This window comes from Amycolatopsis anabasis (assembly GCF_009765355.1).
Taxonomy (GTDB): Bacteria; Actinomycetota; Actinomycetes; order Mycobacteriales; family Pseudonocardiaceae; genus Amycolatopsis; species Amycolatopsis anabasis.
In genome coordinates, this window is sequence record NZ_VTHK01000015.1 from 101576 (window position 1) to 126879 (window position 25304).

Consider the following 25304-nt stretch of genomic DNA (forward strand, 5'->3'; position numbering starts at 1 on the left):
CAGCACCAGTATCGGCGGTGTAACCCGAACTTTCCTTTTGCTTTCCTTTCTCCATCCAGTAACAGGGAAGAGAGGTCACCCGATCGCCCGTACATGGCGAACGGGCGAACCGATCGAGCGGGCGGGTGGCAGGCACGCGTCCTGGACCGGGATGGGGATGTCGTGGGGGGAGCGGGGGTGCTCGTGGCGGAACGGCGCGTGCTCACCTGCGCGCACGTCGTCGCCGGTGTGCTCGGCATCGATTCGCGCGGACCGCGCCCGGTCGACGAGGTGTCGGTCGATTTCCCGGACAGCGGGGAGAAACGCGTTCCGGCGACCGTCGAGTACTGGGCGCCGGTGACCGAGGACGGCGGCGACGTCGCCGTGCTGGAACTGGCGGCGGATCCGGCGCCGGGCGCCCGGCCCGCCGCACTGGGCACGTCCGCCGTGGCCCCCGGCGACCTGCTGCGCGCCCGCGGCTACCCGCACGGCGGCGGAGCGGCGGTGTGGGCGGAATCCCGGGTGCTCGGCCGGGGCGGCCCCCGGGGCGAATGGGTCCAGCTCGACGGCCTGGGCCCGACCGGTTCGCCGATCGTGCGGGGGTTTTCCGGCGCGGGCGCGGTCGACGCGCGGGACCGGGTGGCCGGGATCCTCGTCGCGGCGCTCACCGATCCGGCCGCGAAGGTCTGCTGGATGATTCCGCTCGACGTGGTCGCCACCTACTATCCGGCGCTGCGTGCGAAATTCGACCCCGATATCGGCCGTTCGAGGGATTCTCCCCCTGCTTCGGAGTATTTCCGGGTGGTCGACGCACTCGAATCCGTACCATGCGTCGCCGCGACCGAGTCCCGGCGGGCGCTCATCCGGTTGTTGCGCCCGGCCGTTTCCGGTGCGATCCGCGAGCACCCCGGCCGGCGAATGCATGTGATGGAAATGCTCAACACCTGTTTGGACTACGACGGCGGGCTCGCCGAGCTGGTCGGTTTGATCACGCGGATCGAAGGCGAGGAGTCGTTGCCGGTGCGCCGACTGATCAAGACGATTTCCCAGGTTTACCCGGGAAGTTCCTGGTGACGGCCATGTTTGTGGACCATTGTGCGCAGCCCACGATCTCGCGGGGAACCGAGCGAAATCCCCACCGCCGCCGGAACGGAATTACCGGCGTTACAACGATTGACGGACTCTATAGCGCAACTCCTCGCCGGGACGCCGTGGTGATCGCTACCATGCCTAGGCCCCCCAGGAGGGAACCACGGATGACGACCGCGGACGGCTCGAACGGCAGCGGCCACGATGCGTTATGGCCGCTGGTTGAGGCGTTGCGAGAATTGTCCTGCCTGGCTGAAGTCGGCGATCGGAATTTCGTGGTCCGGATGCTCTCCGGAATGCTCGGCGCGCATCTGCCGGTGGAGGAGCACCCGATCGCGGTACGGCATCTCTACGGCATCGTGGAGGCGTGCCGCCAGCGCCCGAACGGGTTGACGGCGTTGCGCGAGGTTCTGGACCGGATCGAGCAGGGTTCGAAGCCGATGCGACGGGTCCGGGCGATCATCACGCAGATGACCGCGCTGGAGATGTGGCCGGACGACGAACGCGATCTGCTCTTCGAACTCCTGCGCGGGGTGGTCGTCCCGGACATCGGCGACATCTACCGGTTCGTGGCCGGCCCGGGGGCGCCCGGCCTGCTCGGGCAGACCACGTTTCCCGAGGTCTTCCTGTTGCTGGAGACGCTGAACGCGGATCCGGACGGCCTGCCCAAACCGCTGGTCTTCGTGGAGTACCTGGCCACCCGTGTCCGGCTGGACCTGGCCTCGGAACTGCGCCGGTGGGCGGATCGGCAGGCGACCCGGTTCGGCGTGGTCAACGAACTGCAGGCGGTGCGCCGGAAGTTCGTGCACGTGCCGATGCCCGCGCCGCCGCCGCGATCCCAGGCGTACCTGGTGCTGCTGCTGCAACTGGACGGGCCGTCGGGGGATCGTTTCCGGCTGTCCCACTGGACCCAGCTGGACGTGACGCAGGGCTGGTATCCCGAGCACGGCCCCGATTTCGTCGGCCCCCTGGACGAGATCAAATACCGGGTCGCGGAACTGGCCGAGGCGACCGAGGCCAACTGGGCGCAGTACGAACCGGAGATCTGCGTCGAATTCGTTCTTTCGAGTGATTTGCTCAACCTGGACGTGGACCAGTGGCAGTGGGAGACCGATTCATCGGTACCGGAACCGGTCGGCTGCCGGTTCCCGGTCGCCATCCGCAGCCTGGAACGGATGAAGGCCGGGAAATGGCACCGCTCCTGGCGGAGCCGGTGGAAGGAGCTCAATCACCAGCTGGAAGAGGACGGAACGATCGCGGTCGAGTCGAACTACTGCCACCCGGCCCGCGACGAGGACGGCCTGCGCACCCTGACTTCGGTGTTCGCCCGGGAAGGCCGGCTGGTCTCCCTGGTCCTCGGCGAACCGCCGGCGGGTGACGGCACCGGGCGCGATCAGGTGCTCGTCGGGCTGCGGGCGGGAATCCCGGTGATCTTCTGGCACCGCCAGGACTGCCGGTTGGCGGAGTTCACCCAGACGGTGGCCAAGCTGCTGCACGAGGAGGCGCCCGGCAACGTGCTGGAGCGCGTCCGGTACGTCCGGGCCAACGCGTTCGAGGGCGGGCCGGACACCGCGCACGTCGGCAACCACCTGACCGTGTTGTGGGACGACCCGGAGCGGGTGGTCGTGCCGCGGGATCCCGCGCCGCCCGAGGGGGTGGTCCGCACATGAACAGCAACGGTGACGGGAAACCGGTCGACCTGAGCACCCCCGCGGACTGGCGGGTGTACCGCGGCACCGGATGGCCCTCCGGGGAGGGCACGCCCCGGCTGCCCGAGGCCCCGCCCTGGCGCCGGTTCGGCGGGGAGGGCGCCGCGGACCGGCCCGCCGACGACGGCGGCGAGAGCGATCGCCGGATCGGCAAGATGCGGAACAACGGGCGGCGGCCCTACCGCGGTGAGGTCGCGATGGTCAACGCGGCGCTGTACCTGCGGCGGCCGCTGCTGGTGACCGGGCGACCCGGCACCGGGAAGTCCTGCCTGGCCTACCTGATCGCCCGGGAACTGGGGCTCGGTCCGGTGCTGCGGTGGCCGATCACCAGCCGCAGCACGCTCAAGGACGGGCTGTACCTGTACGACGCGATCGGGCGCGTGCAGGACGCCGGCGCCCGCGGGGAGGGTCCCGGGGCGCCGGACATCGGCGACTACGTGCACCTGGGCCCGCTCGGGACCGCGCTGTTGCCGTACGACACGCCTCGGGTCCTGCTGATCGACGAGCTGGACAAGAGCGACATCGATCTGCCGAACGATCTGCTGAACGTCTTCGAAGAAGGGGAGTACGACATCCCGGAGCTGGTCCGGCTGGCGAAGCGGCAGTCCGAGGTCTCGGTGCTCACCCACGACCGGCACGGCAGCGCGATGGTGCGCGACGGGGTGGTCCGGTGCCGGTCGTTCCCCATAGTGATCATCACCAGCAACGGGGAGCGCGAGTTTCCACCGGCGTTCCTCCGGCGCTGCCTCAACTTCCGGGTGGAGCCGCCGGACTTCGAGCAGCTCGGCGCGATGGTGGCGGCCCAGTTCGGCGGTGCGGACAAGGTCGACATCGCCCGGTTGATCCAGGACTTCCTGGAGCGCAGCGCGGAACTCGGCGGCCTGGCGTCGGATCAGTTGCTCAACGCCGTGCACCTGGCCACCGAACTGGCCACCTCGGGCGCCTACCAGAGCGACGACGAGTGGAAGGATCTGCTCAAGGCCATCTGGCATCCCTTGTCCACCACGGAGCCGGGATGAGCCGGCCGGCCGCCGACGGGAACCCCGTGCCGCCCCCTTTCGCGGCACGGGTGGATTCCCTTGTGCTGCAACACTCCGAGCCCGCTCACCCGGCTGCGGAGCGGATCGGCACCGAGGATCTGGACTGGCGGGAGGTGCGGGACGCGCTGTGGCTGGCGCGTTCGCTGCGCCCGCCGGGGGAAACGCCAATGCCGCCGGAACCTCCGCCGGAGCCACCGGTGGCCGGGACCACCGCGGAACCGGAATATCCGGCGGAGGAGCCGGGGGAACCCGGGGAAACCGACGGCGCCGAGAGCCGGGCCGCCACGGACGCCCAGGACGGCGGACCCGGGGTGGCGGCGCGGAAATGGCAGAACTGGACGGTCGGCGCCCCGAAGCGGGCACGGGCGGTCGAGGCCGAGGCCGGAATGGCCGAGCAGACCGCGCCGCTGGCCTGGCCGACGGTGCCGGACCTGCCGGACTCGCGGCTGATCGCGCGGTCGTTGCGGCCGTTCAACAAGACTTCGCCCTCCCCGTGGCGCCAGGTGCTCGACGAGGAGGGCACCGCGGACCGCGCCGCGCAGGACCGGATGTGGATTCCCCAGTGGCGGCCGGCGCCGTGGCACCGGTTCGAGGTCGTGCTGGTGGTGGACACCTCGGCGTCGATGGAGATCTGGCGGCACACCGTGAGCGAGTTCCGCGCGGTGCTGGAACGCCAGGGCGCGTTCCGGAACGTGCGCACCTGCGTGCTCGACTGCGATCAGCCCGACGACGACAAACTCGTGCTGCGGTGCGAGGGGCCCAGCGGGATGACCCGGAACTGGCGCGACCTGGTGGACACCACCGGGCGGCGGATCGTGCTGGTGCTGACCGACGCGGTCGGCCCGGCCTGGCGCGCCGGCGCGGCGACCCGGCTCACCGCGAAATGGGCGAAGGTCATGCCGGTCGCGCTGGTGCACATGCTGCCGCAGCGGTTGTGGCACTGGGGCGCGCTGTCCCCGCACCGGCTCCGGCTGAGCGCGGCCGCGCCCGGGGTGGCGAACGCGGAACTGCGGGTGGAGACCCCGCACCGGTTGCCGCTCGCCGATCCGGGAAACGGCGTGGTGGTCCCGGTGCTCGGTCTCGCCCCGGAATGGCTGTCGAGCTGGGCGGGGCTGGTGACCGGGCTGCGCATGGGGCGGGTGGAGCTGACCGCGGTGCGGGTCCGCCCGGATCACGATCTCGAGGCGGAATCCGCGGAACTGGACGAGAAACTGCCCGAGCCGGACACCCCGCGCGGGCGGGTGCTGCGGTTCCGGACGATCGCGTCGGTGCAGGCGTTCCAGCTCGCCGGATTGCTGGCCGCGGCGCCGCTGAACATGCCGATGATGCAACTGGTGCAACGGGTGCTGCTGCCGGGGTCGAGCCTGGCCACCCTGGCCGAAGTGCTCCTCGGCGGCCTGCTGCGGCGGACCGAGCGGCGCGCGGCCGCCGATGACTCCACCGCGGTGGCCTACGAATTCCACGACGGGGTGCGCGAGGAATTGCTGGCGCGGGAGCGCCGGGACAACACCGTGCGGGTCGCCCGCATCATTTCCGAACACTCCGGCCGGGCGTCCGCGGTGCTGCGCAACTTCCGGGACGCCCTCGGCGATCCGGACAGCACCGATCTCCCCGAGGTGTCCGAGGAGAATCTGCCGCATCTGCGCGTCCAGGAAGCCGTCTTCCGGGCGCTGAGCGGTCGTTATTCAAAACGTGGTCAGCGGCTCCGGCGACGGATTGTTCAGGCCGATCCCAAAGCCGGAGTGATCCACGCTACAGTAGGCGCGAGCGGCGCCTCTGAATCGGTACAGAAATCGGTTCAGCCTACCGGGCGGCCGTCGCCAGGCGTACCCGATTCGGCTGAGGATTTTTCGTTGACCGCAACAGAACTACCGTCCACACCCGGTGTCGAACACGCTCCGGGCTCATCCGGAGGAGACGAAGTGAGCACGCCTGTTTCCCCATTGTCGGTAGAAGTCAGGCGCAGTGGCGCGAGTCAGCCGCAGATCTGGGGCGCCATTCCGCTGCGCAATCCGGACTTCGTCGGCCGCGAGGATTTGCTGGAACGATTGCGGGACCGGCTGCAGACGCCGGGTACCACGGCGGTGCTTCCGGAGGCGCTGCACGGGATGGGCGGTGTGGGCAAATCCCAGACCGTCGTCGAATACATCTACCAGCACGCCGGTGAGTACGACGTGATCTGGTGGATTCCGGCCGAGCATTCCGCGCAGATCCGAAGCAGTTTCGTGGAGCTGGCGAAGAAGATCGGGGTGTCCGCGGCCGGTTCGGCGGAGACCGCGGTCCCCGCCGTCCTCGAGGCGTTGCGCAAGGGCGAACCGTTCAGCCGGTGGCTCCTGGTCTTCGACAACGCCGACCGCCCGGAAGCGGTGAGCCAGTTCTTCCCGGCCGGGTCCGGGCACATCGTGGTCACCTCCCGCAACTCGCAGTGGGCCGGGGTCGCGCGCACGGTCGAGGTCGACCTGTTCACCCGCGAGGAGAGCAAGGAACTGCTGCGCCGCCGCGGCGGGGAGATCAGCGACGAGGACGCCGACCAACTGGCCTCGGTGCTCGGCGACCTGCCGCTGGCCATCGAACAGGCCGCGTCCTGGCGCGCCCAGACCGGGATGCCCACCGACGAGTACGTGCAACTGCTGGAGCAGAACCGCACCGAACTGCTGGAGACCGGCGCGCCGTCGGACTACCGGCTGCCGGTGGCGGCGGCCTGGAACGTGCCGCTGTCCCGCCTGCGCGCCGAGCATCCGGCCGCGCTGGAACTGCTGCAGCTGTGCGCCTTCTTCGGACCGGAGCCGATTTCGCGAAGCCTGTTCACCGGGGTGCGCGACGCGCCGGTGCCGGACGCGCTGAACGAGGCGTTCCGCGACCCGATCAAGCTCAACCGCGCGGTCCGCGAGATCAGCCGGTACAGCCTGGCGAAGATCGACTACCGCACCAACACGTTCCAGTTGCACCGCCTGGTGCAGGCCGTGCTGAAGAACCAGTTGAGCGACGAGGACCAGGACCGGATGCGGCACGCGGTGCACATCCTCCTGGTCAACGGCGACCCGGGCGACCCGGAGGCCACCCCGAACTGGCCGCGGTACGCCGAACTGCTCCCGCACATGACCACGTCGCTGGCGCTGCACTGCCGGGACCCGTGGGTCCGGACCCTGATCATCAACCTGGTCCGGTACCTGCTCAACGCCGGGGACTTCGCCGGGGCCCGGGACGTCGCGCAGCGCGGGCTCGAGGTCTGGCGGGAGAACTTCGGCGAGAACGAGGAGAACACCCTCGGCCTGGCCCGCCTGTGCGGGGTCTCGCTGCGGCGGATGGGCCGGATCAACGAGGCGCAGGAACTCAACCAGCGGACCTTCGACCTGCTGCGGGACCGGCTCGGCGAGGACCACGAGGCCGTGCTGCGCATGGGTGACACCGTGGCCGCGGACTTCCGGTCGCAGGGCCTGTTCCACCGGGAGATGGAGACCCAGAAGGACGTCTTCGAGCGCGCCCGGGTCATCCTCGGCGACGACGATCCGGCCACTCTGGAGTACGCCACGAACCTGGCGGGCTGCCTGCGGCTGGTCGGCGACTTCTTCGAGGCGCGCAGGCTCGACGAGGACACCTTGCAGCGCAACGCTTTCGTGCTCGGGGAGAACCACCGGACCACGCTGCTCACGCTCAACGCCGTCGCCCTCGACCGGCGCGAGTGCGGGCTGTACGTCGAGGCGGCGCGGCTGCAGGAGGACACCCTCAACCGGCAGCGGGTGATCCTGGGCGAGGACCACCCGAACACGATCGGCGGAATCCGCAACCTCGCCGTCGCCAAGCGGAAGGCGGGCCTGCACGAGGACGCGCGGAACCTCGCCGAGGAATGCCTCGACCGGTACCGGCGGCGGTACGGCGACGGGAGCCTGGACACCGTCACCGCGATGATGGGGCTGGCCGCGGACCTGCGGCACGGCGGCGAGCTGACCAAGTCGCGCGATCTGGCCGAGCGCAGTTTCGAGCTGTTCGGCGAGATCCGGGGCAAGCAGCACCCCTTCACCCTGATCGCCGCGTCCAACCTGGCCGTGACGCTGCGGCTGATGGGACGGGTGGACGCGGCCCAGGAGATCAACAAGTCGGTGTACCAAGGGCTGCGCGAGAACCTCGGCGCCGACCACCCGTTCACCCTGGTGGTCGCGACGAACCTGGCCAGCGATCTCGCCGAGGTGGGCGAGGTCGCCGAGGCGGGCGAGATGGACGAGGACACCCTGGAGCGGTCGGAGCGGGTGCTGGGCGCCCGGCACCCGTCGACCCTGGCCGTGGCCCTCAACCGCTCCCTGGATCTCAACCAGCTCGGCCGCAGCGACGAGGCGGCGATCCTGCACACCAAGACCACCAGCAGCTTCCGCGAGGTGCTCGGCGCCGAACACCCGGCCACGGTTTCCGCCGAACGCCTGGTCCGCGCCGACTGCGACACCGACACCATGCAGCTCTAGCGCCCGTCTTCGGTCCTCCGTCGTGGGGCGGGTCGTGAGTGTTTGGGCCGGTTGGAACCGGTCTGAACACTCACGACCCCCAGTTTGACCCATCGGGATCGAAGACAGGGGCTAACCAGCCGGTCGGCTCACGACCTGGAGCCGTTCGCCCAGCCAGCGGGCGAGCGGGATCGGGTCGACCTCGGCGGCGGTCAGGCCGCGGAGGCGTTCGTGCACGGCGACGGTGACGTCCGGCAGCTCGAGGAGCGCGCGGGCCGGGACCGCTTCGCCCCGGGCGCGCAGGCAGAGGCCGAGCCCGATCCAGGCCTGGCCGTCCGCCGGATCGGCGGCGATGCGTTCGGTGTAGGCGGCGGCCGCCGCGGTGTGGTCGCCCTGGGCGTAGGCGAGGTCGCCGCGGGGGAGCCGGGTGTGTTCCCGGCTCGCGAGTTGCGCGAACTCGGTCGGGGCCACCGCGTTCGTCTCCAGCAGGGTGGCCCGCGCGGCATGGTGCACGCGGCGCTGGTTCGGCGTCACCGCGAACTCCGGGAGCCGCGGCGCCGGATGGCCGCGCAGCCACGCCGAGGCCAGCTCGTGGATCGCGCGGTCGTCGGGGCGCCGGTGGCGCAGCAGCCAACCGGCCCGGTGGTCGGCGGTCACCTCGGTCACCACGTCCAGCAGATCGGCGTCGACGGGGTCAGCCGCGCAGCGGGCGATCCGGTCACCGGCCACGGCGACGAACGAGCGGCCCAGTTCGGTGAGCCCGGGGGCCCGCGCGAGTTCCGCGAGGGCTTCGCGCACCTGCGCGCGGCGGTAGGCGAACAGGAACTGCGCCGCCCGCGCCTCCGCCTGGTCGGCCTGCGCACGCTGCGTCCGGTAGAACTCGACCACGCTGGTGAACGCGTAGACCCCGTGCAGCAGGCCGGTCGAGGGCCGCGGCTCGTCCAGCCAGGGGGCGTAGCAGACCGGGTCCCGGGCGCCCTTGACCAGCACCACCAGGCCCAGCAACGCGTTGAGCTTGGCGTGCTGGATCTCGTGCACCAGGGTTTCCGCGAGGTGCGGGGCGGATGCCTTGGGGGAAAGGAGAACGGCGCCGAACGCCGAGGACGCGGAGGCCGCGACGAGCCCGCCCGCCGGATCGGTGGGCACCAGCGTGTTCAGGCAGGCCGCGATCTCGGCGGCGTAGGCGGAATGCCGTTCGGTGAGGATCCGCCACGCCTCGTCCAGCAGCTTGCCCCATTCCGCGAACTCGCTGCCGCCCAGCCGGGCCGGTGGCAGGGCGGACGAGTATTCCCGGTACGGATCGGTGTCGTCGACGCGTACCCGCAGCGCGAGGCCCCGCCAGGTGCTGGTGTGCGACCGGGTGGGCCGGAACAGAAAGGTTTCCCCGGACAAGGGGAATGCGAGCGAGACGGAACCGGCCCGCAGCCGCACCCCGTCCGCGCCGTGCGCCAGCTCCGCCGTCCCCACCGGGAAATCGGTGGGCACCCGGAGCTGCCCGAGGGTCGGCAGGTTGATCGCCCCGTAGAGGACGGGCACGCGCACCGCGCACGGGACGTTCGCGCGGATCGCCGCGGCCGCCGCCAGCGAATGCAGGTAACCGATCTCCGTCCACAGTGGAGTGGGACTGGTTTCCGCGCCGATCAGCCGGGCCACCACGCGAGCGGCCCAGACGCCCACGGTCGGGTACATCAGCACGTCTTCGGCGATCTCCGGCGCACGCCGGTCGGCCAGGGCGAGTACCCGCCAGGCGTCTTCGGGGCCGGTCAACGGGCCCGCCGCGTCCGGGGCGTCGGCGAGCAGGTCCAGCAGGGTCCGGAGCAGGAGCTTGCGCCTGCTGTACTCGGCCGAGCGCAGCACCGCCAGCGACTCGGGCGGCACCGGGCCGGCGCAGAGCGCGTGGAAGACCTCGGACGGCAGCGTATGCCGGTCCAGCCCGTTCGGCGGCCCGGTTCCCGGCTCCTGCCGGGTCAACCGGCGATACCCGGCGACCCGGTCGCGGCGAGCGGCATCCTTCGCTGGCCCTGCACGTCGTCGTAGCTGCCTTCCGCCACCGCCGCGAGCGCGATCTGGATCGCGCTGGTCAGTTCGGGCGCGGAAAGCCGCCGCAATTCGCCGAGCGTAACCGGGCTCAGGTCGAGCAGTTCCGAACGTATTCCGTGTAATCCCTGACTGGTCACCTGGCCCGCCCCTCTGCGTGTCCCGGCCGTAACCGGGTGAATACGTTCCATGATGCCGGACTCCGGTACGTGACGAAATACTCCGAGCGCGGATAAATCGGCTGACCGGCGGAGTACCGCGGTGCTACCGTGCGCCGGAATCCCGGTTACCGGGATGTCGTTGCCCCATTCGTCCGAACGAGGAGTCCCCGAATGCGCCAGTCGTCAGCGGTCTTCAGCACGGATCACTCGACGACTCTTCCGGGGACGAATGGACATCTTGAACATCGGGATTCTCGCGCATGTTGACGCGGGGAAGACCAGCCTGACCGAGCGCCTGCTGTTCGACACGGGCGCCATCGCGAAACTCGGCAGTGTGGACGGCGGCGACACCCGCACCGACTCGATGGAACTGGAGCGCCGCCGGGGAATCACCATCCGCTCCGGTGTGGTCTCCTTCCCGCTCGACGGCCGGAAGGTCAACCTGATCGACACTCCGGGCCACGCCGATTTCATCGCCGAGGTGGAACGCGCGCTGGGGGTGCTCGACGGCGCCGTGCTGGTCGTCTCGGCGATCGACGGGGTGCGGGCGCGGACGCGCGTGCTGATGCGCACGCTGCTCCGGCTGCGGATCCCGGCACTGCTGTTCGTCAACAAGACCGATCGTCCCGGTACGCGGTACGGCGCGCTGCTGGACGACATCGCCGCCCGGCTCACGCCCGGTGTGCTCGCCGTCGGCGGAGTACCACGAGAGTCCTCTGTGGACGATCGAGCCTGGCTCGACGATCCGGAACTCCGGGACGAACTGCGCGCGCAGACGCGGAAGTGCCTGGTGCATCCGGTTTTCTTCGGCTCGGCGCTCACCGGTGCGGGCGTGCGCGAGCTGCTGCGCGGGATCCGCGAACTGCTGCCCGCGACCAGCGGGTCCGGCGGGAGGCCGACCGGGACGGTGTTCAAGATCGAACGCACCGCCTCCGGCGAGAAGGTCGCGTATGCGCGGCTGTTCTCCGGCGCGCTGGGCCTCCGGCAGCCGCTCACCTGGTACCGGTGGACCGGCTCCGGCGAGGTGCGCGCGTACCGCGGCAAGGTGACCGCGATCGGGGTGCCCGAAAACGGCGCCACGGTCCGGGCGTCCCGGGTGGTCGCCGGAGACATCGCGCGGCTGCACGGGCTCGCCGAGATCCGGATCGGCGACCGGCTGGGCGATCCCGGCGAACCACCGGGCGCGGAGCAGTTCGCGCGGCCGACGCTGCGGACCCTGGTCCGCGCGCGGAATCCGGCGGACGCGCCGAAACTCGCCGCCGCGCTGCGCGACCTCGCCGAGCAGGATCCGCTCATCGAATCGCGGGCGGACGACGGCGAGCTTTCCGCGCTGCTGTACGGGGAAGTGCAGCTGCAGGTGCTGTCCTCGCGGCTGGCCGACGAGTTCGGCGTCGACGTCGACTTCGCCGACACCCGGACCCGATACCTGGAGAAACCCGTGGGCACCGGCGAATCGGTCCACGAGATAGCCAAACGGGGCCCGAACTTCCACTGGGCCACGATCGGGCTCCGGGTGGAACCGGGCCCGGTGGATTCCGGGATCCGCTACCGGCTCGAGGTCGAACCGGGTTCGCTGCCTGCGGCGTTCCGCACGGCGATCGAGGAAACGGTCCACCGCACCCTGCGGCGGGGCCCGCACGGCTGGGAGGTCACCGACTGCGTGGTGACGCTGATCCGGTCCGGGTACGCGGCCCCGGTCAGCGTCGCCGGGGATTTCCGCGCGCTCACCCCGATCGTGCTGGAACGGGCGCTGCGCGCGGCCGGGACCCGGGTGTACGAACCGGTCAGCCGGTACGAGCTGGAACTGCCTTCGGACACGGTTTCCGCGGTGCTGGCGAAACTCACCGAACTCGGCGCCACCCCCGGGAAAGCGGTGGTGGAACCGGAAACCGGCGTATTGACCGGGGTGCTCCCGGCGGAGCGGGTCGCCGAGCTGGAACGCGCGTTGCCGAAGCTGGCCCGGGGCGAAGCGGTCCTGCTGACCCAGGCGGCCGGATTCCGCCCGGTCACCGGCCGGGTTCCGGAACGTCGGTGAGGGCGAGCGCGTCCTCGCGGGACAGCGCCGCGCCGCGGGCGAAGGCCGCGGCGTACGCCGGTTCGCCGATGCGGGCCCGGATCCGGCCGGTGCTCCGCTCGAGGTCCGGGTCACCGGCCACCGCCGTGCCGCGCAGGGCGGCGGCCGCGCCGAACAGCAGCGCGGCCTCCTCGCCGTCCGCGGCGAGCCCCGCGAGGCACTCCACCGCCTCGGCCACGACCGGGAAGTTCCGGTTGGCGACCGCGAGGGCCCGCGCCCGCAGGTACCGCGTGCGCGCGGACGCGGAATCTCCCCGCGCTTCGGCGACCCGGCCCAGGCCGAGGAACGCGCGGGCGCGGGTCGCCTCGGCGTTCACCGACGGGCTCGGTTCGCCGCGCAGGACCCCTTCGAACCGGCGCGCGGCGCCGGGCAGATCGCCTTCGAGGCGGGCGACCTCGCCGAGCCCGCGCTCGGCCTCGGCCAGGGTGTCCGGGGTGCCGACCCGGCGCGCGAACGCCGCCGCGCGCTCGAAATCCGCTCGTGCGGCCGGGAAATCGCCGCCGCGCGCGAGCCCGCTCGCCCGGCGGCACAGCAGTTCGGCGGTGTCCTCGGCCCCGCCCAGCCGTTCGACCAGGGTGAGCGCCTCGTCCATCAGCGCGCGGAAACCGGACCGGTCGCCGCGCCAGTCGGCGAGCCCGGCCAGGTGGTCGAGCGCGTTGGCGACGCCCCAGCGGTCCCCGGCCGCGCGGAACCCGTCGGCGCCCGCGCGGAATTCCGTTTCGGCCTCGGCTATTTCGCCGCCGAACAGATGGGTCAGGCCCTGGCCGAGCCGCTTGAACGCCTGCGCCCAGCCGTCCGGGCCGAACAGCGTCTCGCCGAGGCCGACGTCCGCGCCGAGCGGCCCGGCGGTCATGCTCCACAGGAACACCGCGTACGGGCGGCGCATCGTCCGGTCCCGGGCCAGGATGATCGACTTCGTCTGCTCGAGGTGGGCGGCGAACTCGGCCCGTTCGGTCCCGGCCCCGGCGGCGGTGACCACGCACAGGACATACTCCTCGGCCAGCCCGTCCGGGGGCGTGGTGCCGATCGTGCGCAGCAGTTCGGCGGCCAGTGGCGCCGCCTCCCCGCGCAGGCCGCGCAGCCACCAGAACCAGGACAGCGCGGCGATCAGCCGCAGCGCGATCCGGGCGTCCGCGGTGACGGCCCAGCGGAGGGCGGCGGTGAGGTTGCCGTGTTCGGCGGTGAGCCGGGCCAGCCAGTCGAGCTGGTCCGGTCCCCGCAGGTGCGGGTCGGCGGTTTCGGCGAGTTCGAGGAAGTGTTCGGCGTGGGCGCGGCGGAAGGTGTCCGCTTCGCCCGCTTCGGTGAGTTTTCGCGCGGCGAAGGCGCGGATGGTTTCGAGCATGCGGTAGCGCCCGCCGGTCAGTTCGACGAGGGACTTCTCGGCGAGTGCGGGGAGCGGATCGGCGTTGCCGCAGACGTGTTCGGCGGCGTCGAGGGTGGTTCCGGCGGTGAAGACGGTGAGCCTGCGGGCGAGTTGTTGTTCGTCGGGGGTGAGCAGGTCCCAGCTCCATTCGACGACGGCGTACAGGGTTTGGTGGCGGGGCGCGGCGGCGCGGTCGCCGCGGGAGAGCAGGCGGAACCGGTCGTCGAGGCGGGCGGCGATGTCCTCGAGGGGGAGCGATCGCAGGCGGGCCGCGGCGAGTTCGATGGCCAGCGGGAGCCCGTCGAGGGCGGCGCAGATCCGGGTGACGGTCGCGAGCCGGGCGCCGTCCGCGGTGAACCCGGGGGAGACCGCGGCGGCCCGGTCGGCGAACAACCGGACCGCGGGGGATTCCGGGAGCGGGGGCAGCGGGCACAGGGCTTCGCCGGTGATGCCGAGCCCTTCCCGGCTGGTGGCGAGGATGCGCACGGCGGGGCAGGCGGCGAGCAGGCGGGCGGCCAGCCGGGCGGTTTCGTCCAGGACGTGTTCGCAGTTGTCCAGGACCAGCAGCAGTTTCCGGTCGGCCAGCGCCGCGACGAGCCGGTCGGTTTCCCGCGCCGGAGCCGTTTCGCGCAGGCCGAGGGCGCGCAGCACGGCTTGCGGGACGCCCTGCGCGATCGGGGCGAGTTCGGTGAAGCAGACCTCGCCGGACACGTTCCCGGCGGCTTCGACCGCGAGCCGGGTCTTGCCCGCGCCGCCGGGACCGGTGAGCGTGACCAGCCGTCCCGCGGCGAGGAGCGTGCCGATCCGGTCGAGTTCGGCGTCGCGCCCGACGAAACTGGTGAGCTGCGCGGGAACCCCGCGCCGGGCCGCCGGGGCGGTGAGCGCGGGGTCGGCCCGCAGCACGGCGAGGTGGATTCCCGCGAGTTCGGGCGACGGGTCGGCGCCGAGTTCGTCGGCGAGTGTCCGGCGGGCGTCCTCGAACACCGCCAGCGCCTCGGCCTGCCGCCCGGCGCCGTGCAGCGCGCGCATGAGCAGCCCGCGCGGCCGTTCCCGCAAGGGGTGCGCGGCCACCAGCGCCCGCAGCTCGGCTGCCGGCGGGCCGTGCTCACCGAGTTTCAGTTCGGCTTCGCAGCGATCCTCCAGCGCGGTGATCCGCAGCTCCTCCAGCCGGGCGGCCTGAGTCCGGGCGAAGGGCGCGTCGAGGACATCGGCGAGCGCGGGCCCGCGCCACAGGTCCAGGGCCTCGCGCAGCAAGGTGGCCGCGCGCCGGTGTTCCCCGGCGGTGAGCGCCCGGTGGCCCTCGCGCGCCAGCCGTTCGAACCGGTGGGCGTCGACGTCCTCCGGGTCGGCCGCGAGCCGGTACCCCGCGGGGCGCAGTTCGATCAGGTTCGCGTCCCCGAGGCTGCGGCGCAGGCGGGACACCTGGGACTGCAGTGCGTTCGCCGAGCCCGGTTCGTCGCCGTAGATCCCGTCGAGCAGGCGTTCGGCGGTCACCATCCGGCCCGCGTCCAGCAGCAGCATCGCGAGCAGGGAACGCGGACGCGGTCCGCCCAGGGCGATCGGGTCGCCGCCGGGGGTACGCGCCTCGACGGCGCCGAGGATGCCGAACAACATGGCACCGATTGTCGCCGACCACTCGGTTGGCGCTCGTGCGGTCCGGGCCGCGCCCGGCAGGGTGTACGCGGAGGAGGATCATGGCCAAGAGGTTGAGCTACGCGGACGCCGTGCGGCTGCTCGGCGGCCGGGAGAACAAGGCGGTCGCCGCCCTGGACAAGCTCACCGGCGGCGCGCTGCTGGCGAGTTCCGCGCTGGGCGCCGGATTCGCGTTGAGCCTGCTCGGCCCCAAATCGGAGCTGGCGCGGCTGTCCGGCGGGCTGCTCTCCGGGCTGAGCGAGCGGTTGTCCGGGCTGAGCCGGTTCGAACGCAGCGAACGCCTCGCCGCGGCGCACGCGGTCGTCGTGCTCACGGCGTTCTTCGAGGCGCTCGAGGCGGCCGACCTCCCGTTCGACGGCAAGGCGCTGGAACTCACCAAGGCCGAGCAGGGCATGCTGGCGACCGGGCGGTCCTGGGCCTCCTCGCGGCTGACCGCACTGGTCACCGATCTGCTGCACTTCACCGTGCCAATGCCCGATCCGGCCCGGCCGTACGAGGCGACCCTGGCGGAGCTGCGCGCCTTCTTCGAATCGGTGTCGCGTTCCCTGCACCGGTTCGTGCGCGGGCTGGCCATCTGGGACGACCTGGACGAAACCCGCCGCGAGCGCTTCGACGCGGTGCTCCGGTCCACGGTCGGCGACCTCGCGCTCGCGCGGTACGAGGAGCTGTTCCGGCGACTGGGCACGGACTTCCCGGAGTTCGCGTTCTGGGCGAACTCGGTGGACCACCAGGCGACCCGCGCCCGGATCGAGGCGATGAGCCGCGGTCTGGCCGGGTTGGAACGCGTCCTCACCGAATTCGCGACGGGCCGCGCGCCGGACGAACGGCGGCGCGCCCTGGCCACCGCCTACCGGGCGGCGCTGGACCGGCCGGTCCTCGCCTCCGGGGACGTTCCGGAAGGGTTGCGCCTGCCCCGGCTCGGCGAGGCCTACGTGAACCCGGATTTCCGGATCACCCCGGTGGAATCGGCCGATCTGCTCGCCGAGGAGTCCTGGTGGCACGAGCGGCCGGTGCGCCAGGATCTGCAGGGCTTTCTCGCCGGGCAGCTGACCTCGCCGCGGGCGACCGAGGCGCCGCTGCTGGTGCTGGGCCAGCCGGGGTCCGGGAAGTCGATGCTCACCCAGGTGCTGGCCGCGCGGCTGCCGCCGGGTGACTTCCTCGCGGTGCGCGTGGCGTTGCGGGACGTGCCGGCGGACACCGATGTGCAGCGCCAGATCGAGCACGCGATCCGCGCCGCGACCGGGGAGAGCCTGACCTGGCCCGAACTCGCGCGGACCGCGGGCGGCGCGCTGCCGGTGGTGCTGCTCGACGGTTTCGACGAACTGCTCCAGGCGACCGGGGTCAGCCAGTCCGACTACCTGGAGAAGGTCGCCGACTTCCAGCGCCGCGAGGCGGACCTCGGCCGCCCGGTGGCGGTCGTGGTGACCAGCCGGGTCGCGGTCGCCGATCGGGCGCGACCGGTCTGGGGCATGGTCGCCATCCGGCTGGAGCCGTTCCGGGAGACCCAGATCGCCCAGTGGCTCCAGGTGTGGAACGCGGCGAACGCCGCCGAACTCGAGGCGCGCGGGGTGAAACCGCTGCCGGTCGAACCGGTGCTCGAGCACGGGGAACTCGCCGCGCAGCCCCTGCTCCTGCTGATGCTCGCGCTGTACGACGCGGACGGCAACGCGCTGCAGCGCGGCGAGGCGGCGCTGGGCCGGACCGAACTCTACGAACGGCTGCTCACCCGCTTCGCCGAACGCGAGGTGCGCAAAACCGCCCCCGGACTGTCCGAAGTGGACTTCCGGCGCGAGGTCGAACGGGAACTCACCCGGCTTTCGGTGGTGGCGTTCGCGATGTTCAACCGCAACCGGCAGTGGGTCACCGAGGCCGAACTCGACGCCGATCTGCCGCTGCTGCTGGGTGGCCCGTCCGGGCGGCGGGACCGGACCGAACTGACCGCCGCGCAGATCGTGATCGGCCGCTTCTTCTTCGTGCACGAGGCCCAGGCCACGCACGACGAATCCCGGCTGCGGACGTACGAGTTCCTGCACGCCACCTTCGGCGAGTTCCTGCTCGGCCGCCTGGTGGCCCGCGAACTCGGCGTGCTCGCCGAAACCGCCGCGCTCACCGCCACCCGCGGCCGCCCGGCCCCACCGGACGACGAGTTCCTGCACGCCCTGCTGTCGTTCGTCCCGCTGACCGTCCGCGGCACCGCGATCTCGTTCCTCGCCGACCGCCTCACCGCGCTGCCCTCGCGGGACGTGCTGCGCGGCCTCCTGCTCGAGCTGTTCCACCACGCCCTGGGGCCCCGTACCTCCCAGACGTTCGACGGTTACCGGCCGCGCCGGATCGGGGTGCCGCAACGGCACGCTGCCTACGCGGCGAACCTGCTTCTGCTCATCGTGCTCACCGGCGGCGAGGTCTCCGGAGCGGAATTGTTCCCCGGCCATCGTGACCCGGTCGAAGGCTGGCACCGGATGGCGCTGCTGTGGCGGTCGCAGTTGCCCGCACAGGGCTGGAACCGCCTGGTGCACACCTTCGAATTGCGTCGCGAATGGACTGAGGACGACCAGCCCGAAATCCAGCTCAGCTTCGCGCGGGAGGAAACCACACCACCCAAGATCGATCCGAGCTGGTCCTACGGCACGTCACTCCGCGGGGAGGCCGGGTGGCGTCATTTCGATTTCGGGGACCTGCGGGCACACAACCACTTTCTGTGCGACCGGGCCGACGACACGATCATGCACGCCCTCGAACCGCTCGCGGGCCGACTCGATTCCGCGGTGAGCGCCTTCTCCCGCGACAAGCGGGGAATCGCGAGCTCATCGGCGAATTCCCTGTTCGTCCTCTGGCTCACCGCCAACCGCGACGACGCGACGACCGAAGAGCTCGTGGACGCCTACGAGCGGTGCTTGGAAACCATCCTGCACGGACCGGACGCCAAGCTCAGCGGCGACGAGCGGAGGTTTGCCTCCTACGTCTTCCGCCAACTCGCCGCCGACAGCGAGCGCCTGCCGCTGGACTGGTGGCGCCGCACCATGAACCGGATCTGGGAAGCCGCCGAGCGGGACCGGTCCCTTCGCCGGCTGGGGCGAGGGCTCCCCGAACGCTCCTGACGGATTCCACCTCGATGAGACGTTCTCTGCCGGAAATCGCCAGCTTGGCGGTAGCGGCTGGCGGAGAAGTCGTGCGGGCGAGACCGTGGAGCCATGTCTGAACTCGACTTCGATGCCTTGTACCGCGACGAACTTTCCGAACGATTCCCGGGCGTCCCCTGGGATCTCGGCGAACCGCAACCCGCGGTCGTCGAACTCGAAGCCGCCGGGCGCTTCGCGGGCACGGTCCTCGACGTCGGCTGCGGCCTCGGCGAGAACACCCTCTTCCTGGCGAGCCGCGGCCACCGGGTGACCGGGGTCGACGCCTCCCCGGCTGCCCTCGAACAGGCCCGGGAAACCGCGCGGAAACGCGACCTGGAAGCCGAGTTCGCGGTCGCCGACGCGACCGTCCTCGACGGCTACGACGATCGCTTCGACAGCGTCCTGGACTGCGCGCTCTACCACTGCCTCGACGACGAGGACCGGCCCCGGTACGCGGCGGCCCTGCACCGCGTGACCAGGCCCGGCGCCCGCCTGACCCTGCTGAGCTTCGCCGACACCACCCTGGACGGGCTGCCCGCGCCGCTACCGGTATCCGCGGCGAACCTGCGCGACACCCTGGAACCCGCGGGCTGGCGGATCACCGATCTCCGCGCGGGCGCACTGTCCTCGGTGGCCTCGGCGATGCCCGACTACGTCGCCCAGCACGGCGTCGAGCCCTCGCGAACCCGGATCCCGCTCCCGGCGTGGATCGCCGAGGCGGACCGCCGCGGCTGACCGAAATCGACGGACCTCCCGTCGACGGGGAACGCGCCGAGAATCGGGAGGAAGGGACCTTTACTCCGGTTCAACTGGAGTAAAGGTCCCTCGCTCCGGTTGAACCGGAGCGAAGGTCCCTTCCTCCCGACGCGGCGACGCGATGCCGGGGCGATGACCGAACCCCGGCACCTACGCCCGGAACGATTCGCTGGTCAGGACCGAACTGGTGAACCCGTTCGTCGCGGTGACCCGCACCTGGATCTCCTGCCCCGGCGGGAACTGGCTCCGGTCCACGGTGACCGTGGGCTCGGGCAACCCCACCCCGACCGTCTGCCAGTTCCGCCCGCGGTCGGTGCTCACCTGGACGACGAACGTGTGGCCGGTTTCCGCCGGTCGGGCGAGGTCCGCGGCGATCCCGAGCGCGTCCGGACCGGCGGGCACCGCACGCACCGCGCGGGCCGCCGGTGGCGTCCCGCCGGCCCGGAAGGTGTCCGCCACCGCGCCGTCGATCACCAGCTCGATCACCGCCGCACCCGGTCCGGCCGGGACGATCGTGTCCACGATGCCGACCCGGTCGTCGTCCGGGCCGAGTTCGGAGTTGAGCTGGACCGGCGCCGGATGCTCGGCGAGCGTCCGGCCGTCCGCGGTGGCGATCCGGAGCACGACCGGGCTCTCCGGTTCCGGTTCGGCCGTTTCCAGGTTCGGCACCGGATTGACGAAACTGACCTTGCCGAGCTGGCGGGTCAGGTTCACCTGCGCCACCACGCTCACCGCGGTCGGCTCGGCGGGCGTGCCACCGGCCGCCGCGCGCACCGCGGCGCCCGCCCGGTGCGGATCGCGTTCGTCCGGCCGCCCCGCCGCCATCGCGGGCGCGGGGATGCCGGGCGCCGCGCCCGCGGGCAACGCGTCCTCGGCGAGCAGGCGCCGCCGGATCCCTTCGTAGGTGTAGACCGACAACCACTGCCGGTTGCAGTAGGTCATCACGTCGTGCCACTGGGTCCCCGGCAGCGCGGCCAGCGGCAGGCCGTTGCCCGGGTCGCCGACGTCGAACCCGCCGAACCCGCTGTCCGCTGTGGACAGTTGCCCGGCCGGGAACGGGTAGTTGTTCAGATCGTCCTGGGTTTCCCCGCAGAACCCCGGATGCAGGCGGCCGAAGGTGTGGCCCAGCTCGTGCCCGCCGTACCAGTCCCCGTACGAACCGTCGAAATCCCAGCCCCAGTTGCTCGGCCCGGTCGGCCCGGAAGCCACCACCGACGGATCGGGGTTCCCCGGGATCCCGGCCGCGCAGCCGCGCATGAAGAAGCCGCCGTCGCTGACCAGCCCGTAGTAATGGGTCCGCTTGTCGGTGCCCGCGTTCACGTCGACCGCCCGGATCGCGGAGATCTGCGCGTTGATGTCGCCGCAGCCGAAGGGAACCGCCGCGGTGGCGGCCACCGAAGTCTGCGAGCTCAGCACCTGCCCCACCGGATACGCCCGGCGCAGCCAGGACACCAGCAGGTTGAAATCCAGGTTGCTGGGCGCGAAGTTCACCGGCGGATTGCCCTGCTGGTAGCTGATGCGGACGATCCGCACCCGCAGCGGGGCACTGGGCTGGAAGGCGACGATCGGCCGGGACTCGTTGCCGACCGGCAGCACCGCGTTGTTCGCGGTGTTGGTGACCTTGGCCAGCCGCACCGCGAGCTGCCCGGCGACCGTGGTGCTCGCGGGCAGGACGAAGTTGAGGCTGCGGGCCGCGTCGTTGCGCGTGACGGTGATGTTGCCCGCGTCGGCGGGGACGAGCGTCACCGTGTTCGCCGAGTTCACCAGCACCGGCGCGGCGTTCGGGCCGGTGCGCACGGACAGCTGCCCGGACACGGTCAGCGGCGCGTTCCCGTAGTTGCTCAGGTAGGCCCGCACCACGGTCCGCTTACCGGCGATCAGCGGCACCGAATGGGCGAGATCCTGCACGGCCTGGGTGACCTCCAGGCCGTCCAGCTGCACCGGCTGGGCCGCGGTGTTCCCGGCCGGCAGCGCCACCCCGGTGATCGTCGCCGAATCGTCCGGATGCGTGACCTCGACCAGGCGCCCGCTGGTCAGCGCCTGGGCGAGCAACTCGGTCAGGACGTGTTTGTGGGCGCGATCCACTTCCGGCTCGTTGGCCGGGGAACTGATGGTCAGCAGCTCGTTCGTCGCCGGATCGGCGCCCACCCAGGCACAGGTGATCGGTCCGCTCAACGAGGTGAGCCGCTGGACGTATCCAGTCGTGACTGCCATTTCAGCGTCGCCTCTCCTCACACCGGGTCGACGCGGACCGAGGTGATCTTCGAGTCGTTGTCGCCGTGGATGGCGGCGACCGCGCGGTAGTTGGTCGCCGCGGCGGCGAGCGTCTGCACGAGGTTCGCGGCGAACGCGGTGTCCGCGGCGGAGGAGTCGTTGGTGACGGTGAGCAGCGCGGTGTTGTTGGGCGTCGGCCCGATCCAGGTGCAGGTGAGCGTGTTCGACACGACGGTCAGCCGTTGCACCAAACCGATTGTTTCTGCCATGACATTAACCCCCTAGGGTTGCGATGCGGTCGGAAAGTCACTATTCAGAGCGGGTGCTTCAACAGGCCGAGTTCGAGTGCCAGATCGCTCAGGTGCCGCAAATCCCCGCGCACCCGGATACCGCCGTTGAGGAACTGTTCGCGCGCGTCGACCTTTCCGTCGAGAACGGACTGGACGGCCCGCGCGTCGCCGAGCACCTCGATCAGCGGCTGGGCGTCCACCCCGGCGGTTTCGGCCACCTGGACCTCTTTCCCGCCGGTGGACAGCTGATAGGTGCCGCCGCCCTCGCCCGTCAACCGCAACACGATCTCGCCCGGCCGCGCGCTGCGCGCGTCCGCGATCCTGGCCGCGAGCTGTCCCACCGATTTCCGCACGTCTCCCATGCGGATCACCTCCGAGAATTTTCGAAATGAGCCTGTACGGTGCCCGAAAATCATGTCAGCGCCGCCCCTGGAAAAATGGGGCCGATGGTCCGCCTTAGGGGAGTCCCGGGCTGCCCTTTAGGCACCGCGTAAAACCACTCGAAATCGAATGGGTCTCAATTTCGGCTCGGCGGGTATTTGCCGCGCGGCCCGGGGTGGCCGCCGGGGCCGCGCCCGCCCGGCCCCGGCGGAGCCGCGGTTTCTGTCAGACCCCCTCCCCATACTGCCCGTAGTCCCACAACCACGAGGAGGAAGCGATGTGCTGGCAATGCGATCATCCGGGCAGCACCCGGGAGGACTACCTCGCCCACCTGCTGGACGTCGTCGCCCGCTGCGGCTGGGCGGTGGAAGGTATCGAACGAGATCGGAGCCATCCGCCCTGGGCGTACACCATCGGGCTCACCGAGCACGACCGGCCGGAGCTGGTGGTCACCGGTATGCCGCTCGCCCCGGCGTACATCCTGCTGAACTCGGTCGCCACCCACCTGCTGCACGCGCGGGCTCCCGAACCGGGTGAGCGGATCCCGTGGCACGACGGCCCGCTCATCGAGATCGTCGAAATCGCCGAACCCTCGGCGCATCTGAACTCGGCCGTCGCTCTCTACGGGGCCGCCATACGCGCGCTGCAACTGGTGCACGCGGACGATCGCGGCGGCTGGCCGTGGGATCGCGGATATCGCGGATGCCGGGGCGGGCAGCCCGTACTCGGCCTGCGGGCCCGCGACCCGTCGCCGGGCCCGCCGTGACGCGGCGAGGGTCCTAGCCTTCGGGCGCGGCCTCGGCCTCGACCTCGGCCTGATCCAGCACCGGCCGGACCTCCATCGCGAAGGTCCGCGCGACCGGAGTGCTCGCCGCGATCTCGATCGCCCGGTCGAGGCTCGCGCAGTCGACCAGGAAGTACCCGGCGAGGTGCTCCTTGGCCTCGATGAACGGTCCGTCGGTGACCGCGGGGACCCCGTCCCGCACCCGCACCACCTTGGTCGCCTCCGGCAGCCGGAGGGCCTGCGTGTCGACCAGTTCGCCGGATTCGGCGAGTTTCCATTTCAGGTCGACCAGCTCGCGCAGGCCCGCCCGGTCCTCGTCGGAACCGGTCCAGGGCGCCTCGGGATTCTGGTAGATCAGCAGCAGGTACTTCACGCCCGCATGATGGCACGTGCGCCGGGCGGGCGCGCTGGAATCGGTGCGGCCGACGATGTCGAGAACGTCCCGGCCGCACCGACCCCCGGTGAAACGTACCCGCGAGGTCGCGGAAGAACGCGGCTTCGCGTCACCGGGAGGAGTTCGATGTTGCTGGAAAACAAGAACGCCGTGATCTACGGAGGCGGCGGGGTGATCGGCGGCGCGGTGGCCCGTGCCTTCGCCCTGGAGGGAGCCCGGATCTTCCTCGCCGGACGGACGCGCGCACCGCTCGAAGCGGTGGCTGGCGAGATCGGCCACACGGGCGGGACGGCGGACGTCGCGCTGGTCGACGCCCTGGACGCACGGGCCGTCGACCGGCATGCCGACGAGGTGGCCGAACGGGCGGGTGGCATCGACGTTTCGTTCAACGCGATCGGGATCGACAACGGGGAGCAGGCGATCCCACTCGTCGAACTGCCGGTCGAGGCGTACCTCATCCCCGTCACGACCTACGCGCGCACGCATTTCCTGACCGCGAAGGCGGCGGCCCGGCACATGGTGGAGCGGGGATCCGGGGTGATCCTGCCGTTGTCGGCGCCGATGGCCCGGATGCCCACGGCGCTGTCCGGCAGTTTCGGGATCGGGTTCGCGGCGGTCGAATGCCTCGCCCGGCAACTGGCCGCCGAACTCGGCCCGCACGGCGTCCGGGTGGTCTGCCTGCGGCTCGACGGGATTCCGGAGTCGGCGTCGCTGGGCTCGCACACCCGCCAGGTGTGGGGGCGTGCCGCCGAACGCCTCGGAATCGGCCTGGACCGGCTGCTGGAGATGGTCGGGTCGGGCGGCGTGCGCGGGCGCCCGCTGACCGCGGCCGAAGTCGCGGAAGCGGCGGTGCTGGCCGCCACGGACCGCGCCACCGCCCTCACCGGGACCGTGGTCAACCTGACCAGCGGTGCGGTGCTCGACTGACCGGGCGGCTACGACGGCAGGTCGATCCGGCTCAGGCGTTCGGGGTCGGCGAGGATGTCCAGCTCGACCATCTTGCCGCGCGCGATCGTGATGCCCATGATCGACATCGGTTTCCCGTCCGGTGCCGTGACCAGGCCCAGGGCGCCGTTCACCAGCACCGGCCGCGACAGGTGGGCGAACCGCCGGAACAGCAGCGCCTGCCCGGCCACCGCCCGCGCACCGCGGACCGTCTTCGACGCGCCCGCGGCCACCACTCCGCCGTCGGCGTGCAGCACGACGTCCGGGTCGAGCACGGCGAGCAGCGCGTCGAAGTCGCCGCCCCGCGCGGCGGCGAGGAAGGCGTCGACGACTTCCCGTTGCCGGTTCAGATCGGTGTCGGGAGTCGCGGCGCCCTGGACCCGGCGGCGGGCGCGGCTGGCGAGCTGCCGGGCCGCGGCCGGGGATCGGCCGACCATGCGGGCGATCTCGTCGAAGGGCACGGCGAACATGTCGTGCAGGACGAACGCGAGCCGCTCCGCCGGGTCCAGGGTGTCGAGCACCACGAGCAGCGCGAGGCCGACCGAATCGGCGAGCAGGGCCTGGTGTTCGGGATCGATCCCGTCCTCGCGGCTCAGGATCGGATCGGGCACCCGGATCTCCAGGGACTCCTCGTTCCGGGACTTGCGCGAACGCAGCATGTCCAGGCACACCCGGCCGACGACCGTGGTCAGCCACCCCGCCAGGTTCTCGACGTCACCGGTGTCGGAACGGCTCAGCCGCAGCCAGGCTTCCTGCACGGCGTCGTCCGCCTCGCTCAGCGAGCCGAGCATCCGGTAGGCCACCGCCCGCAGGTGGGGCCGGTGCGCCTCGAAGCGTCCCGCCAGCATCTCGTGATCGTCCACGGCCTCATTCTCGCCGC

17 protein-coding genes are annotated in these 25304 nt (G+C 71.5%); 9 read left to right on the top strand and 8 right to left on the bottom strand.

The genetic code is table 11. The annotated features are described in order from the left end of the window. Positions 1–93: 93 nt before the first annotated feature. From FXO23_RS20995 to fxsT, 4 genes are all read left to right on the top strand, one after another. Positions 94–1053, top strand: a complete 960-nt coding sequence (locus FXO23_RS20995; RefSeq protein ID WP_246257620.1) for an effector-associated domain 2-containing protein — start codon at positions 94–96, stop codon at positions 1051–1053. 182 nt (positions 1054–1235) lie between these two features. Continuing rightward, a complete protein-coding gene (locus FXO23_RS21000) occupies positions 1236–2738 on the top strand; it encodes a VMAP-C domain-containing protein (protein ID WP_158887082.1) in 1503 nt (500 codons plus the stop codon). Continuing rightward, positions 2735–3796, top strand: coding sequence for an AAA family ATPase (locus tag FXO23_RS21005; RefSeq protein ID WP_158887083.1), 1062 nt, complete (start codon positions 2735–2737; stop codon positions 3794–3796). The genes FXO23_RS21000 and FXO23_RS21005 overlap by 4 nt, the downstream gene beginning before the upstream one ends. Next, a complete protein-coding gene (fxsT, locus tag FXO23_RS21010; protein WP_158887084.1) occupies positions 3793–8274 on the top strand; it encodes an FxSxx-COOH system tetratricopeptide repeat protein in 4482 nt (1493 codons plus the stop codon). The genes FXO23_RS21005 and fxsT overlap by 4 nt, the downstream gene beginning before the upstream one ends. 111 nt (positions 8275–8385) lie before the next feature. Here the strand turns inward: fxsT and FXO23_RS21015 are convergent, their stop codons facing one another. Beyond that, the gene (locus FXO23_RS21015) at positions 8386–10224 is read right to left on the bottom strand and encodes an HEXXH motif domain-containing protein (protein ID WP_158887085.1); all 1839 of its coding nucleotides are present in this window, start codon (positions 10222–10224) and stop codon (positions 8386–8388) included. Continuing rightward, on the bottom strand, positions 10221–10430 hold the full coding sequence (locus FXO23_RS21020; protein WP_158887086.1) for a hypothetical protein: 210 nt from the start codon (positions 10428–10430) through the stop codon (positions 10221–10223). The genes FXO23_RS21015 and FXO23_RS21020 overlap by 4 nt, the downstream gene beginning before the upstream one ends. 250 nt (positions 10431–10680) lie before the next feature. On the opposite strand from FXO23_RS21020, the gene FXO23_RS21025 reads away from it, so the two are divergent. Beyond that, positions 10681–12486: an elongation factor G gene (locus tag FXO23_RS21025; protein WP_158887087.1), complete on the top strand. Its 1806-nt coding sequence runs from the start codon at positions 10681–10683 to the stop codon at positions 12484–12486. Here FXO23_RS21025 and FXO23_RS21030 read toward each other — a convergent pair. Next, positions 12458–15502, bottom strand: coding sequence for an AfsR/SARP family transcriptional regulator (locus FXO23_RS21030; protein WP_158887088.1), 3045 nt, complete (start codon positions 15500–15502; stop codon positions 12458–12460). The genes FXO23_RS21025 and FXO23_RS21030 overlap by 29 nt on opposite strands. Before the next feature lie 80 nt (positions 15503–15582). Between FXO23_RS21030 and FXO23_RS21035 the strand changes: the two genes are divergently transcribed. Together FXO23_RS21035 and FXO23_RS21040 are read left to right on the top strand one after the other, a co-directional pair. Continuing rightward, positions 15583–18639, top strand: a complete 3057-nt coding sequence (locus FXO23_RS21035) for an NACHT domain-containing protein (RefSeq protein ID WP_158887089.1) — start codon at positions 15583–15585, stop codon at positions 18637–18639. A gap of 93 nt (positions 18640–18732) precedes the next feature. Continuing rightward, complete coding sequence (locus tag FXO23_RS21040; protein WP_158887090.1) at positions 18733–19395, top strand: class I SAM-dependent methyltransferase; 663 nt, start codon at positions 18733–18735, stop codon at positions 19393–19395. 171 nt (positions 19396–19566) lie between these two features. Here the strand turns inward: FXO23_RS21040 and FXO23_RS21045 are convergent, their stop codons facing one another. The 3 genes from FXO23_RS21045 to FXO23_RS21055 are packed head-to-tail and all read right to left on the bottom strand — an operon-like array spanning position 19567 to position 22282. After that, on the bottom strand, positions 19567–21630 hold the full coding sequence (locus FXO23_RS21045) for a hypothetical protein (RefSeq protein ID WP_158887091.1): 2064 nt from the start codon (positions 21628–21630) through the stop codon (positions 19567–19569). A gap of 17 nt (positions 21631–21647) precedes the next feature. Continuing rightward, the gene (locus tag FXO23_RS21050) at positions 21648–21899 is read right to left on the bottom strand and encodes a hypothetical protein (RefSeq protein WP_158887092.1); all 252 of its coding nucleotides are present in this window, start codon (positions 21897–21899) and stop codon (positions 21648–21650) included. Between the two features lie 44 nt (positions 21900–21943). Further along, entirely contained in the window at positions 21944–22282 is a 339-nt protein-coding gene (locus FXO23_RS21055; RefSeq protein WP_158887093.1) for a hypothetical protein, read from the bottom strand. A 296-nt stretch (positions 22283–22578) separates the two neighbouring features. Here FXO23_RS21055 and FXO23_RS21060 point away from each other — a divergent pair, with 296 nt between their 5' ends. Then, a complete protein-coding gene (locus FXO23_RS21060; protein WP_158887094.1) occupies positions 22579–23067 on the top strand; it encodes a DUF4262 domain-containing protein in 489 nt (162 codons plus the stop codon). 13 nt (positions 23068–23080) lie between these two features. Here the strand turns inward: FXO23_RS21060 and FXO23_RS21065 are convergent, their stop codons facing one another. Beyond that, positions 23081–23458: a YciI family protein gene (locus tag FXO23_RS21065; RefSeq protein WP_158887095.1), complete on the bottom strand. Its 378-nt coding sequence runs from the start codon at positions 23456–23458 to the stop codon at positions 23081–23083. Positions 23459–23605: 147 nt separating this feature from the next. Here FXO23_RS21065 and FXO23_RS21070 point away from each other — a divergent pair, with 147 nt between their 5' ends. Further along, entirely contained in the window at positions 23606–24406 is an 801-nt protein-coding gene (locus tag FXO23_RS21070; protein ID WP_158887096.1) for an SDR family NAD(P)-dependent oxidoreductase, read from the top strand. Between the two features lie 8 nt (positions 24407–24414). Here the strand turns inward: FXO23_RS21070 and sigJ are convergent, their stop codons facing one another. Beyond that, a complete protein-coding gene (sigJ, locus tag FXO23_RS21075; protein WP_158887097.1) occupies positions 24415–25287 on the bottom strand; it encodes an RNA polymerase sigma factor SigJ in 873 nt (290 codons plus the stop codon). Positions 25288–25304: the final 17 nt, after the last annotated feature.

What these genes read in the sequence shown, in the direction of transcription:
- FXO23_RS20995 (WP_246257620.1), top strand. Translation starts at nt 94, where the DNA reads ATGGCGAACGGGCGAACCGATCGAGCGGGCGGGTGGCAGGCACGCGTC.
- FXO23_RS21000 (WP_158887082.1), top strand. Translation starts at nt 1,236, where the DNA reads ATGACGACCGCGGACGGCTCGAACGGCAGCGGCCACGATGCGTTATGG.
- FXO23_RS21005 (WP_158887083.1), top strand. Translation starts at nt 2,735, where the DNA reads ATGAACAGCAACGGTGACGGGAAACCGGTCGACCTGAGCACCCCCGCG.
- fxsT (WP_158887084.1), top strand. Translation starts at nt 3,793, where the DNA reads ATGAGCCGGCCGGCCGCCGACGGGAACCCCGTGCCGCCCCCTTTCGCG.
- FXO23_RS21025 (WP_158887087.1), top strand. Translation starts at nt 10,681, where the DNA reads ATGGACATCTTGAACATCGGGATTCTCGCGCATGTTGACGCGGGGAAG.
- FXO23_RS21030 (WP_158887088.1), bottom strand. Translation starts at nt 15,502, where the DNA reads ATGTTGTTCGGCATCCTCGGCGCCGTCGAGGCGCGTACCCCCGGCGGC.
- FXO23_RS21035 (WP_158887089.1), top strand. Translation starts at nt 15,583, where the DNA reads ATGGCCAAGAGGTTGAGCTACGCGGACGCCGTGCGGCTGCTCGGCGGC.
- FXO23_RS21040 (WP_158887090.1), top strand. Translation starts at nt 18,733, where the DNA reads ATGTCTGAACTCGACTTCGATGCCTTGTACCGCGACGAACTTTCCGAA.
- FXO23_RS21045 (WP_158887091.1), bottom strand. Translation starts at nt 21,630, where the DNA reads ATGGCAGTCACGACTGGATACGTCCAGCGGCTCACCTCGTTGAGCGGA.
- FXO23_RS21050 (WP_158887092.1), bottom strand. Translation starts at nt 21,899, where the DNA reads ATGGCAGAAACAATCGGTTTGGTGCAACGGCTGACCGTCGTGTCGAAC.
- FXO23_RS21055 (WP_158887093.1), bottom strand. Translation starts at nt 22,282, where the DNA reads ATGGGAGACGTGCGGAAATCGGTGGGACAGCTCGCGGCCAGGATCGCG.
- FXO23_RS21060 (WP_158887094.1), top strand. Translation starts at nt 22,579, where the DNA reads ATGTGCTGGCAATGCGATCATCCGGGCAGCACCCGGGAGGACTACCTC.
- FXO23_RS21070 (WP_158887096.1), top strand. Translation starts at nt 23,606, where the DNA reads ATGTTGCTGGAAAACAAGAACGCCGTGATCTACGGAGGCGGCGGGGTG.